Below are 13,026 nucleotides of genomic sequence, written 5' to 3'. Positions count from 1 at the left end.
GACTGCGCCACTGTTAGCAATAGATAGTGGCGTATCAACTCGGCTGCTTTGAGGGAGAGTGTCATGGCCGTTTCCGCAGACTCAACATACTCGCTGTCTAAGCGCGAGCAAACGAGATTGCGTATTCTCGAAGCCGCGTTTGAAGCTGCCAGTGTATATGGGTTGGAGAGTTTAACGATAGGTAGTTTGGCGCGCGACGTGCAAATGTCAAAAAGTGGTCTCTTTGCGCATTTTAATTCGCGAGAAAACTTGCAGATCGCCGTGGTCCATTTTGCGGGCGATTGCTTTGTCGAGCGGGTAATCACTCCGAGCCGTGAAGCGGACCACGCGAGTATTGAAGCTAAATTGCAACACTTACTGCGTAATTGGATGGGTTGGCATCAGCACTTTCAGGGTCAGTGCTTGTTTTTAGATGCGTGGCATGAGCAGCGCGCGAGCAATGATCCCATCCATCAGGCGTTGCAGCGTGTTACTCGCCAGTGGCTCGATTACCTGGCCGCGCAATTTGAAAAGGGCAAACAAGCCGGAGAGTTTCGTGCCGATCTCGATACGTGGCAAGCTGTTTATCAGTTATATGGGCACTATTTGAGTAGCCAGTTATTTCTGCGTTTGTCACTTGAATCGCCGGAAGGAACACGCTTTTGGCATGGTGTCGAGCAGTTGCTCGCGCAAAGTCGCCGCTAATTTTCCCAATAAGATGAAGAGGGTGTCGGTATTGAAAACAACGACACTTTTCAGTGTAAAAACGAACATTCGTTCGATTTTAAGGATTCAATGACCATGAGTAAAAAAGTGTATTTTTCAACGCCGGGTCGCTTTAGCGCCAAACGCACGCTCGTGGGGGCGGTGAGCCGTTGTCATCACCGCTTGGCACCTCGACATGCTAGAAAAGTGGCGCGTAAGCTGTTTCTCACACCAACGCGCAGTCCAATGGTGAACGCAGAGCCTGAAGGTTTAGTGCGCTCTCAAGTGCAAAGCCAAGCAGGGGTCTTGCAAATGTATAGTTTGGGGGCGGGGCCAACTTGGCTGCTGACGCATGGCTGGTCTGGATCCGCCAGCCAGTTTTTCCCTCTGATGGCGCACATTGCCTCATTGGGCTTTCGTGCGGTGGCATTCGATCATCCCGCACATGGACAGAGTGAGGGGAATGAGAGCCATATTCCCGGTTTTGTACAGGCAATCAATGATGTATTAGATCAAGTCGATAATGTCTCTGGGGTGATTGCGCACAGTATGGGCGCTGCCGCAGTGTTGGAAAGCGAACACCCCCAGGTGGATGATTTACCGCTCTTTTTGGTCGCTCCCGTGTTGAATTATCGCGAGAATTTATACGCCACGGTCCGTAAATCGGGGTATTCACTGAAGTTATTTGATGAAATTGTCCAAGAAGTAGGCGATCAGCACGGGTATCCGATCGAGACTATTGAGCCGCTCGAAAAATTGTCGCGTCGCCGTCATCCGGTGGTGATTGCTCACGACAAAAACGACCGGTTTGCCTCCTTCGCCGTCACCGAGCGAGCAACCAGCTACCCGCATGTGACTGTGCTAGCCACCGAAGGGTTGGGGCACGGGCGTATTCTGACCAGTGACGTCGCCATGCAGGCATTCACCGATTTGGCGGCAAAGATGAATCCTGCGGTACACAGTGTGGAAGCACAAACCGAGAATAAAAAGGCATCAGCCTAAACCGATGCCTTTAGAGGATGCGCCGTTATTCACCCGCGATGGATAAGCGGGCGAAACGGATCCGTGGCGCAAAGAAGGCGCCATCATAGTTGGGTAATAAGGTATTGCCGATGGCATCTATCTCATTGAGCATGGTATAGAAATTGCCGGCGACTGTGATGCCGCGAACAGGACGAACGCGTTTGCCATCTCGGCAAACAAACCCACTTGCACCGAAAGAGAAGTCGCCACTGATGGCATTCGCGCCTGAATGCACACCTTGCAGTGACACCAACTCAAGATATTCACCCGCATGCACGTCTGCATCACTGTGTTTACCTGCGGCAATCACATCATGACGAGAGGTAACATCCAAACCGCCCTTAGGACTGCGGCCCGCGTTCGCCGTATGGGGAACACCAAAATGCTGTGCTGTGGCGCTGTTGTGTAAAAAGCCGACTAAGACGCCGTTTTCAATCAAAGGCGTGTCGGTGGTGGCAAAGCCTTCACTGTCAAACGCTTTAATACGCATCCCGCCATCAAGTCTTGCCACATCGGTGATGGTGAGCGCCGTATCAGCAACGGGCTTGCCAACTTTTTCACGCCACGGATTAGTCCCGCGCTTGGCGGCATCGCCGGAGAAGCAGCTGCCAAAGGCGCCCAGCAATTCGCTGAGACAATCATGCTCAAAAATCACCGGATACGAACCGGTTTTCACTGGACCACCCTCGAGCAAGGCGTCAGCGGTTTGGTAGGCCAGTTGGGTCGCATGGGCGAGATCTAGGTCAGCAAAGCGGCGTGACACTGACGCGCCGAGATGCATCGCTTGCTTACCGTCGTGATTGAGCAGTGCTGCGGTGTAGCAGCTAAAGCTACGCTCACTGTGATAGCAGCGTGTGCCTAGAGTATTAGCAAGCAACTGATATTGGGTTTGCTCACTGTAACCATTATAGGGCGCACCCGTTGCGCGGGGTTGGCTGACCACATCTTGCTCAAGGGCGAGCGCCAACGCGATCTTGTCTTCAATCGGCGTGTTATCTGCTTGCAGCAAGCTGGGATCTTGCTGATCAATTTGCTGCCCTTCAGCGCGAATTTGCTGATCCGGATCGGCCTTGGTAAAGCTTGCGTTGGTGAGTGCGGCGTTCACCATGCTGGCAAGACTGTCGCTATCTAGCGATTCTGAATAGCTGGTGGCGACTTGATCCCCTTTGATCACCCGCACGCCGATCACTTGACCAGCGGTGACTTTGTGCTCGGAGAGATCGCCTTGGTCGGCTTTGAGTGACAAGCTTTCGCTGGCGTTGGCAATCACGTCTGCTTGAGCACCTTGCTGTTTCACCAAGCTGAGGACCTGATCGACGGCATCGCTTAGGGTTGCTTTAATGATTTGCTCACTCATGCGTTACCGCCTCCTACTAGGATATTATCGACTTTCAATGCAGGTTGGCCCACGGTGGTGGGGACTGAGCCGCTCACCGAGCCACACATACCGGCGGCAAGGGCAAGATCTTTGCCGACCATGCTGATTTCTTTAAGCACCTTAGGCCCCGTACTGATTAAGGTGGCAGACTTGAGTGGCACAGTGATCTTGCCGTCTTCGACCAAGTAAGCTTCTTGAACCGCGAAGTTAAACTCGCCGGTGCCGGGCTGTACTGAGCCGCCCCCCATCTTCTTGGCGTAGATGCCACGCTCCATGGAGCCAATCATGGCGTCTAAGCTGTCGTTACCGGGCTCAATAAAGGTATTTCGCATCCGCGAGGTCGGTGCGAATTTATAAGACTCACGTCGGCCAGAGCCGGTGCGCGCATAACCGGTTTTCAGGCTGCCCATGTGATCGACCATAAAGGAGGTGAGCTTACCGTCTTTGATCAACTGGGTATGCTGGGTTTCCATGCCTTCATCATCGATATTGATTGAGCCCCACGCATTCGCCAAGGTGCCATCGTCCACCGCGCTCACTACAGGGCTGGCAATCATTTCGCCCATTTGGTCATGGAAGACGGAAGCCTTTTTAGCAACCGAGGTGGTTTCTAACAAGTGGCCACAGGCTTCGTGGAAAATTACCCCACCAAAACCGTTGCCAATCACCACCGGCATTTCGCCTGATGGACAGGCTTGGGCACCAAGCTTAACCAGCGCCTGTCGTGCCACACGCTCGCCCATCTCAACCGGATCGATATCCTGGTGGAATTCCCAGCCTGTGAGCGCACCGGGAGCATCAAAGCCCGTTGACTGTTCCTCACCGTTCGTGGCGACCGCTGTAGCGGCAATACGCGTGTAGTGGCGGGTATCTGTGACATGGAGGCCATGAGAGTTAAAAATTTCGACCTGTTGCTCACGTTGGCCGACACGGCCAATAATTTGGGCGATTTTATCGCTCTCGGCACGAATGCGCGTATCCACTTGGCGTAAGAACGCGACTTTATCGGCCACATGTTGATCGGTCGATAACGGCTCAGACACCGGATGTTTGTCATTTAAATGGGACAAATTAAGTGGACCAGCGGTGGCGATTTGATCGCGCTTATCACGCGCACACAGCAAGCTGGTGACTTTTTTCAATTGTTCTTCATCGCGGCTGTTGGTGTAGCCATAAAGCACTTTATGACCGAAAAACAACCGGATACCAATACCAAAATCAATCCCTGAGCTGACTTTATCCACCTCACCAGACAACAGCTCCACGTTGCCTGAGTGATGGCGTTCGACAAAGAGTTCGGCGAAATCCGCGCCTAAAAACAGGGCATGGTCAATCACCGACTTTGCCGTTGATGGATTCAGCATACTTCCTCCTAAAGAAGTGTGTTAGCGAACCTTTTATTTTACCAAGCTTTTATGCGTAATGATCACCACTTGCAGTGAGTGCATGATATTTCATCATTTTTTGTGCTACTCACTGAGCTGCATATGGCTGGTTCAATGTGCTTTACCAAAAGGCGACGAGTGTGGCGCAATCCGTTACACTACGCTGATGCAGATAACAAGCAGGATAAAGCAATGAGTCAGTTCGCAGCCAACATTATCACTGGGTTTCTTGGCGTGGGGAAAACCACGGCGATTCGTCATTTACTCGCGAATAAACCCGAGCATGAGCGTTGGGCTATCTTGGTGAACGAGTTTGGTGAAGTGGGTGTCGATGGCGCAATCCTCTCTGAACAAGGTGCGCTGGTAAAGGAAGTGCCGGGAGGATGCATGTGTTGTGTGGCCGGCCTACCCATGACGGTGGGGCTAAATACCTTGCTTGCTGAGAAGCCGGATCGAATTTTGATTGAGCCGACGGGACTCGGTCATCCCAAAGATATTATCGGTAAGCTGACTCAGCCGCCTTTCGATACCACCTTGTTGCTGGGCGCGACCATTACTTTGGTGGATCCGCGTTGTATTGATGATGTGCGCTATCGTGAAAATCAAAACTTTCATGATCAAATCGCGCTCGCAGATGTGGTGGTGGCAAACAAGCTTGACCAGTGTAGCGAGGCGCAAATCGCCACCTTTTATGATTATGTCGCCGCGTTTGATGGCGAGAAAAGCTTGGTAACCGGTGTTGAACAAGGGGCGCTCGAGACCGCGTGGCTTGCGTTACCGCGTCACGCTCGTCAAGCGCACTATCATCACCATCACAACGATGCCGAGCCCATGACTACATTAGCTCTGGGTCCGGACGATACCTATACCCGCAAAGAAAACCAAGGGCAGGGCTATGTCAGCTGCGGTTGGTTGTTTGCCGCGCACTGTTGTTTTCCGTTTGATGCCTTGTACGGGCTATTGAGCAACATCAATGCTCAACGGATTAAAGCAGTGGTCAATACAGACGAGGGTTTTTACGCGTTTAACGTCGCTAATCAGGTGGTTACCGTGACGCCTATGTCGATTGAACAGGCCGAGTCGCGCATCGAAGTGATCGATACCGACGCCTTACCTTGGGATGAGCTGGAGTCGATCCTGATTTCTTTTCTTACCCCGTCCAACTAACTGGCACCAACAGATCCTTGCCAGATAAAAAACCGGCCCAAGTGGCCGGTTTGTTGTTTGCTGAAACGGGTCGCGTTTAGCTGGCATATTTAGCGGTGAGCACCTGCCAGCTACGTTTTTGTTGCTGAAAACGTACTTTCAGATCTTTGTACTGTTGCGCGAGCTCGGCGTTTTCGACTTTTTCGCGCAGTTTGTCACGCTCGAGCGCTAACAGCTGTTTTTTCAGCGTGTAGTAGTCCGCCATTTTAGTCACCAAGGCATCATACTCTTGTTGCAGGATTTGCAGACGATGCGATGCGTGTGGCTTGTCACTAAGCTGTTGTGTAACGCGCTGCAATTGCATGGTCGCACGCGCCTTTTCAATCTTCTCTTCGGGGGTTACGCGCAGTTTTTCCGCCATGCCCAACCAAGATGCGGTTTTGATCAGCCATTTAGTCGGATCAAATTGCCACCAGCGAATGCCATTGCGGTAGTCGTTCTCAAAGATATGGTGAAAGTTGTGGTAGCCCTCGCCAAAGGTCATCAAGGCGAGCACGCCATTATCCCGCGCGGTGTTTTTATCGGTATAAGGCTGGCTGCCCCACACATGCGCCAACGAGTTAATGAAAAAGGTGGTGTGGTGGCTTAGCACTAATCGAGTAAAGCCGACCAGTAAGATAGCGCCCCAAAGATCGCCATGGAGCAAACCAAACGCGATAGGGAAGCCAAAGTTGGTGGCCAGTGTCAGCGCAAGGTAGTGCTTGTGTTGCCACATCACGATCTTATCTTTTTGCAGATCGCGACAGTTGCTGTAATCGCCATAGCGGTTGGGATGGTATTCGCGCAGCATCCAGCCAAGGTGTGAGAACCAAAAGCCGCGCTTGGCCGAATAGGGGTCAACATCGTTGTCATCGACATGGCGGTGGTGAATGCGGTGATCTGACGACCAATGAAGCGCACTGTTTTGCAGCGCAAATGCCCCACCAATGGCGAAGACAAAGCGCAGAGCTGGATGGGCCTGATAGGTTTTATGGGCCCACAACCGGTGATAGCCGGCGGTGATCGACAGGCCACAAAAGCTGAATGCGACGATCAGCGCAGTGATCTGCATCCAATCAAAACCATGGTGCCATGCCCATAGTGGCGTTCCTATCACCGCAATCAAAAAAGTGAGGGTAAACACGCTAATATTTAACCAGATTAAACGTGGTTTCTGAGGGGGAGAGGTTGAAGCCTTGGTATCCATAACTCGTTATCTTTATTTAAGCGTACACTTGTACGCTAGAATAGGTGCGTGTTACCGCTTGGTCAAGTCCTCACTGTCGCCTTTGCGCGCAAAAATGTTTCAGGGTTTGTCGTGACTTGCCAAGTTAATGGAAGCACTATATTTTTTAAATTAGCTACAGGTACGACAAATCAGCCACAGGTACGACGGCTTTTATCGCATTATTGTCCGCTCGGTACAGTTTCCCGTACGGAGGCCGATACCCTTCATAGGTGCTGGAGCACGCATTGATATCCGTGAACGATTGACACAAGGTTAGGAAACGATGATGTCCTATCCGGCCATTCCGCATTTTGTGAAAGCGATGGGCCACCGTGTGGTGAGTTACATCCTGAATGTCACAGAAGCGGAAGGCCGTTTAATTTTGATGCAAAAACTCGGCTTGAGCCGGATTCAGCGCGACACACTCAATCAATATATTGAGCTGTGTCGCCAGCTACGCGTGTCTGCGGTTGAGCAAGGGGAAAGTGAACAATCCTTCTTTTATCGTTTACCGCACGTGATGCAAAACGGCCGCCACGTCTTTAATGTTTGGCGTGCACAGCAGGGCGGTGAGCTGGCGACGCGAATTAACAGTTCAGACCCATTAACCAGTGCTTTTTGCCAACTGGCGGGTGAACTCTATCCTTTATTTCTTATTAAAGCAGGACAGCGGCCGCATCTCTTTTATCGAGGCGCCGGCTATCTCACCGCAGCCATTGAGCAATTCCCGGTCAGTAAGCAGGTTCAAAAACGCATGGCGGCAGACCCTGCTCTGTCTCGCCTATTCACTACGTCGGGGAAAGAGCCGCAGCAAACCTGTGGCGACTACAAAGATGCCAGTGGCCACCGCGGCGTGGTCAGCTTGGCCAGTTTACCCGTGTCGATTCTGGTTAATAGCTACGACCTGATGCGTATTCGTGGGGTTGTCAGCCCTGATATGTTCGTAGAAACGGTGCAAGAAATGTTGGAGATGGCACGTAGCTTAGCTGATGGTGAAGTCGCTCATATTCCGATGTTTGTGGGCTTTCGCAATGCGGCGCTCACGAACTTGGCCGAGCTGGATACCAAATGGGGCAGTGTGCGTCGCTATACCCCAGGGATTGCGGAATATGTCCTACAAGCGGCGAGTTTAATGGCTAAACGTCGCGATAACGGGTTCATGCTCGAGTCGGGGTATGCGTTTGCGATTAACTTTGGTGATTTTTTAGAGGACGATGATTGGCCAGAAGAGGTATTGGACGCCACGACTGAACAACAAACCACTGAGCTGAATATTGTTTTGTGTATGGCGCTTTGTTACCTCGGTGAACACAAAGCCTTTGTGGCGCCAGAGTGGGTTTGGCGTATCGATCCATTCTCGCTTGATAACCGACGACAAGACTTTGGTTCAGTGGCAGAAACGGACGATCCTGTTGCTATCAGTGAGACAGACTTAGTCGATATTGAGCGTTGGAGTATGCTCGTGGATGACACCGACTCGAGGGGGATTCGCTTGGCAATGTCTCGCCTTTATACCGCAGCGAAAAAGCCAGACACACAAGACGCATTGGTGGATGTGATTATTGCGCTGAGAAATATTTTTGCCGCGAGTGAAGATATTATCCCGATAAAAAAGGCCTTGAGCCATATTCTTGAGCGAGAGACAGACGTCACTCTGATCGATAGGCTTGCCGAGGATTGGCAAGCGTTACTGACCGGTGAATTTGACGCTTCGCCTGAGCTCATCAGCGAAAAAGTGTACGAATGCGTTCAGCTTTGTTTAACATGTTTGCATTATTTCTACTTGCATGCGCCCAGCCTGATCAGTCGCTCTGATCGCCTTGCTCAATTATGCCAACGACAAGAGTAGCCCCCTGATATAAAAAGAATCATCGCATTTTGACTGGTTTGCCCTCATTCCTCGCGATATTGGTTTATGCTTACAGTGTTTACCCAGCCATACTCTCAGTAAAGATGTAGGAAAGGAGAGGCTTTTGACCACACAAATTCTGATCACTGACGATTCTGCGCTCGCGCGTAAGCAATTAGCGCGAACCTTACCCAACGATTTGGATGCCGACGTGCACTTTGCCGAAAATGGCAATGTTGCCCTGGATGTGTTGAGTAGTCAGCCGATCGACATCATGTTCCTTGATTTGACTATGCCGGAACTTGATGGGTATCAGACACTTGAAGCGATGCAAGAAGCCGGAATGACGGTGCCTGTTGTCGTGGTCTCAGGCGACATTCAGCCGCTTGCCCAGCAGCAAGTGCTGGAGCGGGGGGCCAAAGACTTTGTTAAAAAGCCCATCAGTCGTGAGCGCGTCGATGCATTGATCAAGGCGTATTTACCGACTGCTTCTGCGTCAGAGACCGAGCGTTCACACGCGCCCAAAGAAAAACTCAGTCGCCGAGATATTTACATGGAAGTGGTGAACATTGCGATGGGGCAGGCAGCAGATAAACTTGCCCGACATTGCGGGGTGTTTGTCCACATGCCACTGCCACAGGTCAATGTGTTTGAAGTGACCGAGTTGACGATGACTATCCGGCACTTGGCCCAATCAAATACCATGAACGGTGTGTGTCAGGGTTTCAGTGGGGAGGGGATCGCTGGCGAAGCGCTGATGCTGATTAGTGATTCCAGTATTACCGAGATGGTGACATTGTTGGACTATCCCGAGGATGGGTCGGTCGACAACGAGCTCGAATTGCTGGTCGATATTAGCAATATTCTGATTAGTGCCTTTTTAAAGGGCTTAGGCGATCAAGGCGCGTTAGAGTTTTCGCAAAGCTATCCGGCGCTTTTGGGTCAGCACGCTGAAGTGGATCAGTTGATAGCGGCGATGAAAGGGTCATGGAAACGCACAGTGACCATTGAAGTCAGTTATCAAATTGATGGGACAGATATAAAATGCGATTTGTTACTATTGCTACTGGATGAGTCTTTGCCGCTGCTCGATGCGAAGTTGGCCTACCTAATGGATGAGGAGTAATGCGATGAGCACAGAAGATTTTGACCAATTCCATTGGATGCTCGACATGGTACAGCACATCGACATGGGATTGATTGTGTTAGACAGAGACTTCCATATCCAAATGTGGAATGGCTTTATGGTTCACCATAGCGGTAAACACGCTAAAGATGTGCAAAACCGCTCGTTATTCGAGGTGTTTCCGGAGATCAATGAGCCTTGGTTTCGTGCCAAGTCGCAACCCGTGTTCGATCTCCGTTGTCGCAGTTTTATTGTCTGGCAGCAACGCCCGTATTTGTTCCGTTGTCGTCATGTTCGCCCGATCACCGGTCAGCTTCCCTTTATGTATCAAAACGTCACCATGCACCCAATGGCGAATACGCGGGGTGAGGTCAATCACATGTTTATCTCCATCCAGGATGTGACTAATGAGGCGCTAGCAAGCCAAACCCCGCGTGCCACAGCGCCATCACAACAAGCCGTGCAAAAATAAGCATCTCAAAATAGCCAACTGTGAGTGTCTAGAGTGATTGTTTCCCGCGGTTGTTATTCGTGGTTGCATGATTATCAGGGTCACAGACGGCATAAGTGCCGCCTTTTAGCGATTTCTTCGCATAATACATGGCGGCATCTGAGCAATTGAGCAGCTGTTCGACCGATTCTCCATGATCTGGATAGCAAGCGATACCGATGCTGGCGGAAAGGTGTGCGTGTTGCTGGTCATCTATTGCAAATGGCTGATTGAGACTCGAGATAATTTTCTCGGCGACGCGTGCTGCGTCTTCTGGGTGGCTGGTATATTCTAAAATCACCGCGAATTCGTCGCCGCCCAGGCGAGCGAGGGTATCTGAGTTACGGATGCTTTGGCCCATCCGTTTAGTCGTTTCCACTAACACACTGTCTCCGGCGTCATGGCCATAGGTATCGTTTATTTTCTTAAAGCCATCGAGATCGATAAACAGTAGGGCAAAATGTGCGCCTTGCTGACGTGCTTGCGCCAGCACAATATCCGCACGCTGCTTAAAGGCGACGCGGTTAAGCGCGCCTGTCAGGGTGTCGGTATGCGCCATATGCTCAAACTGCAGGTAAAGACGCTTGGTTTCGTTGATATCTTGGTGCGTGCCCGCCATGCGAATTGGGTTATGGTCGCGATCCCACTCCATGACTTTACCCTTGGCCAAGATCCAAACCCAAAACCCATCTTTATGCAGCATGCGAAACTCACATTCATAAAAAGGGTTAGAGTCGCTAAAGGCGGCATCAATTTCTTTAGACGCGCGCGCGAAATCTTCGCTATGACAAAGCTTTTTCCAGGTTTCAAATGAGGCAGGTATCAGCTCGTGTTTTTGATATCCCAAAATTTCTGCCCAGCGCTCATTAATAACCAGCTCTCCGCTAGGGATATGCCACTCCCAAGTGCCGACATGGGTACCGCGGATTATTTCATCTAAGCGTTTACGCTCCAGTTGCAGCTCATATTCGGTGCGTCGTGACTTAGCGAGAATAAACCACATTGTCGCGAGTCCTGCACCGAGCACAATGATAATCAAGGATGTAATAATCAGTTGGTGATTTTTTTGCGTGGCGATTTGCTCGGTCTGTTGTGCCACCATTTGCTCGAGTCGGTTTTGATAGTGCCACAGTGATGCCTGGGTGGCCCGATAATCACTGATATCGGTGATAATTGAAAAAAGGGTTGGTTCATCGCGGTAGATAATGGGTATCGAGGATACCCTTACGGTTTTGGTCGTGCCGTCCGATAATATATGGCTGAAAACGAAATAGTTTCGGTTTTCTAATTCCGCCAGCTTACGTTCTTCAGCGACGGCATCAGGGGGCAGGGCATTAATGCTGGCGATATTCATTTGGGTCAGCGTCTGCTGTGAATAGCCGTAAAAGTCGCTAGCTGCTGGGTTGGCGGCTTTGATTTCACCAGTATCTGGGTCAAGGAGAAGCATGACCAGTGCATGTTTCTCAAACAGCTGATCGAAAAGATCGTTTGTCTCTTGCGTCGTTGCGAACGCAAACGGCACCTGCAGTATAAAAAAAAATAAGATGAAAAACGGCTTCATCACGCGTGTCGTCACTCGTCCCCAATGAAAACTTAAGCGTAACATATAGGTTAATTTTTTGTGTGACGGGGACGGGCTGTTCTCACGCGACGACGCTTTGTCCGTGTTTGTATGCAGGCTTTGTGATGATGCTCACTATGTTAGTTAAGTGTTTTTACTCTGTTTCTTTGATGGTGGTCGAGGGCACGACGATGTCAAGCGATGGGGCACGTTAGGCAGTTGATTGACACCTGTTTGTAACGCATTAATACGCGTGTCGGGTGATGGATGGGTTGAAAGCAACTCCGGCGGCGCGCCTTTGGACGCTTTTGCCATATTTTGCCACAGGGTAACGCTGGCGCTCGGGTCAAACCCTGCTTGATGCATTAACTGCAGACCAATCTTATCCGATTCTGATTCTTGAGCGCGGTTGTAAGGAAGCAATATCCCCACTTGGACGCCAAGCCCAAGCCCTGCGAGGGCAAGATCGCCATAGGGGTTATCAGAAAGAGTGATGCCGGTAATGGTTAACCCCAAGGCAGTGAGTTGCGAGCGCGATAAGCGCTCGTTACTGTGATCGGCAAGGACGTGCCCAATTTCGTGGCCGATCACTGCAGCCAATTGATCGGGCGTTTTTGCAACGTCGAGCAGTCCGGTGTAAACGCCGATCTTTCCGCCGGGAAGTGCAAAGGCGTTGACTTGATCACTGTCGAATACCACCACTTCCCATTCCGAGAAGTTGGATTGCGGTGGCACCACTTTTAAGATGGCGGCGGTGACGCATTGCACGTAGGCGTTGATGGCTTTGTCGTCACTGATAGGTTGCGACTTTTTCATCTCCTCAAACGAACGCTGTCCCAGATTCGCCATGTCATCACCAGAAAAAAGCAATAATTGGTTTCGTCCTGTTGGCGAGTGAGAGCAAGATGAAAGCATAACCATCAGGCATAGAGATAGCATGACGGTTTTAGCAGTGCGTAGCATGGTCATTTCCTGTATCGTTTTGCGCCACAGTCGCAGTGAATATAAGCAAAGATATCAGAGTGCTAATGTACTGGCTTCTTGGCTTAACGTCTATTGGTGCGCGCAGGCAGCGTTAGGCGCGGCTTGATAGTCCGCGTTTCGCGCAGCGATTTCC

11 protein-coding genes are annotated in these 13,026 nt (G+C 50.9%); 6 read left to right on the top strand and 5 right to left on the bottom strand.

Annotation, left to right across the window (positions count from 1 at the left end; all coding sequences use genetic code 11):
• Positions 1 to 93 precede the first annotated feature (93 nt).
• Positions 94 to 684 (top strand): TetR/AcrR family transcriptional regulator, encoded by a 591-nt coding sequence (locus WN56_RS15875; RefSeq protein WP_046076083.1) that lies wholly within the window; start codon positions 94 to 96, stop codon positions 682 to 684.
• A 96-nt stretch (positions 685 to 780) separates the two neighbouring features.
• Positions 781 to 1,686 carry an alpha/beta hydrolase gene (locus tag WN56_RS15870; RefSeq protein ID WP_077579190.1) on the top strand — a complete coding sequence of 302 codons (906 nt, stop codon included), beginning with the start codon at positions 781 to 783 and terminating at the stop codon, positions 1,684 to 1,686.
• A 25-nt stretch (positions 1,687 to 1,711) separates the two neighbouring features.
• Here the strand turns inward: WN56_RS15870 and WN56_RS15865 are convergent, their stop codons facing one another.
• Together WN56_RS15865 and WN56_RS15860 are read right to left on the bottom strand one after the other, a co-directional pair.
• Positions 1,712 to 3,064 carry a TldD/PmbA family protein gene (locus tag WN56_RS15865; protein ID WP_046075892.1) on the bottom strand — a complete coding sequence of 451 codons (1,353 nt, stop codon included), beginning with the start codon at positions 3,062 to 3,064 and terminating at the stop codon, positions 1,712 to 1,714.
• The gene (locus WN56_RS15860; RefSeq protein WP_046075891.1) at positions 3,061 to 4,449 is read right to left on the bottom strand and encodes a TldD/PmbA family protein; all 1,389 of its coding nucleotides are present in this window, start codon (positions 4,447 to 4,449) and stop codon (positions 3,061 to 3,063) included. The genes WN56_RS15865 and WN56_RS15860 overlap by 4 nt, the downstream gene beginning before the upstream one ends.
• Before the next feature lie 213 nt (positions 4,450 to 4,662).
• On the opposite strand from WN56_RS15860, the gene WN56_RS15855 reads away from it, so the two are divergent.
• The gene (locus tag WN56_RS15855) at positions 4,663 to 5,637 is read left to right on the top strand and encodes a GTP-binding protein (protein ID WP_046076081.1); all 975 of its coding nucleotides are present in this window, start codon (positions 4,663 to 4,665) and stop codon (positions 5,635 to 5,637) included.
• Between the two features lie 76 nt (positions 5,638 to 5,713).
• On the opposite strand, the gene WN56_RS15850 is transcribed toward WN56_RS15855, so the two are convergent.
• Complete coding sequence (locus WN56_RS15850) at positions 5,714 to 6,862, bottom strand: fatty acid desaturase (protein ID WP_046075890.1); 1,149 nt, start codon at positions 6,860 to 6,862, stop codon at positions 5,714 to 5,716.
• Positions 6,863 to 7,166: 304 nt separating this feature from the next.
• On the opposite strand from WN56_RS15850, the gene WN56_RS15845 reads away from it, so the two are divergent.
• The 3 genes from WN56_RS15845 (at position 7,167) to WN56_RS15835 (ending at position 10,330) form a co-directional block, all read left to right on the top strand.
• On the top strand, positions 7,167 to 8,732 hold the full coding sequence (locus WN56_RS15845) for a hypothetical protein (RefSeq protein ID WP_046075889.1): 1,566 nt from the start codon (positions 7,167 to 7,169) through the stop codon (positions 8,730 to 8,732).
• Positions 8,733 to 8,856: 124 nt separating this feature from the next.
• Positions 8,857 to 9,858 carry a response regulator gene (locus tag WN56_RS15840; RefSeq protein WP_046075888.1) on the top strand — a complete coding sequence of 334 codons (1,002 nt, stop codon included), beginning with the start codon at positions 8,857 to 8,859 and terminating at the stop codon, positions 9,856 to 9,858.
• 4 nt (positions 9,859 to 9,862) lie between these two features.
• Positions 9,863 to 10,330, top strand: a complete 468-nt coding sequence (locus tag WN56_RS15835) for a PAS domain-containing protein (protein ID WP_046075887.1) — start codon at positions 9,863 to 9,865, stop codon at positions 10,328 to 10,330.
• A 28-nt stretch (positions 10,331 to 10,358) separates the two neighbouring features.
• Here the strand turns inward: WN56_RS15835 and WN56_RS16675 are convergent, their stop codons facing one another.
• Both WN56_RS16675 and WN56_RS15825 read right to left on the bottom strand, forming a co-directional pair.
• Positions 10,359 to 11,909, bottom strand: coding sequence for a sensor domain-containing diguanylate cyclase (locus WN56_RS16675; protein WP_052708140.1), 1,551 nt, complete (start codon positions 11,907 to 11,909; stop codon positions 10,359 to 10,361).
• A 144-nt stretch (positions 11,910 to 12,053) separates the two neighbouring features.
• Positions 12,054 to 12,878 (bottom strand): M48 family metallopeptidase, encoded by an 825-nt coding sequence (locus WN56_RS15825; RefSeq protein ID WP_082084481.1) that lies wholly within the window; start codon positions 12,876 to 12,878, stop codon positions 12,054 to 12,056.
• Between the last annotated feature and the right edge of the window lie 148 nt (positions 12,879 to 13,026).

Origin of the sequence: Salinivibrio sp. KP-1, from assembly GCF_000968645.1 — a bacterium.
Lineage (GTDB): Bacteria > Pseudomonadota > Gammaproteobacteria > Enterobacterales > Vibrionaceae > Salinivibrio > Salinivibrio siamensis.
Note: the sequence above shows the minus strand (reverse complement) of the source record. Positions and strands in the feature narration are given on the sequence as shown.

Excerpts from the sequence above, each read along its gene's own strand:
- WN56_RS15860 (WP_046075891.1), bottom strand. The coding sequence starts at position 4,449 with ATGCTGAATCCATCAACGGCAAAGTCGGTGATTGACCATGCCCTGTTT.
- WN56_RS15845 (WP_046075889.1), top strand. The coding sequence starts at position 7,167 with ATGATGTCCTATCCGGCCATTCCGCATTTTGTGAAAGCGATGGGCCAC.
- WN56_RS15850 (WP_046075890.1), bottom strand. The coding sequence starts at position 6,862 with ATGGATACCAAGGCTTCAACCTCTCCCCCTCAGAAACCACGTTTAATC.
- WN56_RS15835 (WP_046075887.1), top strand. The coding sequence starts at position 9,863 with ATGAGCACAGAAGATTTTGACCAATTCCATTGGATGCTCGACATGGTA.
- WN56_RS15825 (WP_082084481.1), bottom strand. The coding sequence starts at position 12,878 with ATGACCATGCTACGCACTGCTAAAACCGTCATGCTATCTCTATGCCTG.
- WN56_RS15855 (WP_046076081.1), top strand. The coding sequence starts at position 4,663 with ATGAGTCAGTTCGCAGCCAACATTATCACTGGGTTTCTTGGCGTGGGG.
- WN56_RS15870 (WP_077579190.1), top strand. The coding sequence starts at position 781 with ATGAGTAAAAAAGTGTATTTTTCAACGCCGGGTCGCTTTAGCGCCAAA.
- WN56_RS16675 (WP_052708140.1), bottom strand. The coding sequence starts at position 11,909 with ATGAAGCCGTTTTTCATCTTATTTTTTTTTATACTGCAGGTGCCGTTT.
- WN56_RS15865 (WP_046075892.1), bottom strand. The coding sequence starts at position 3,064 with ATGAGTGAGCAAATCATTAAAGCAACCCTAAGCGATGCCGTCGATCAG.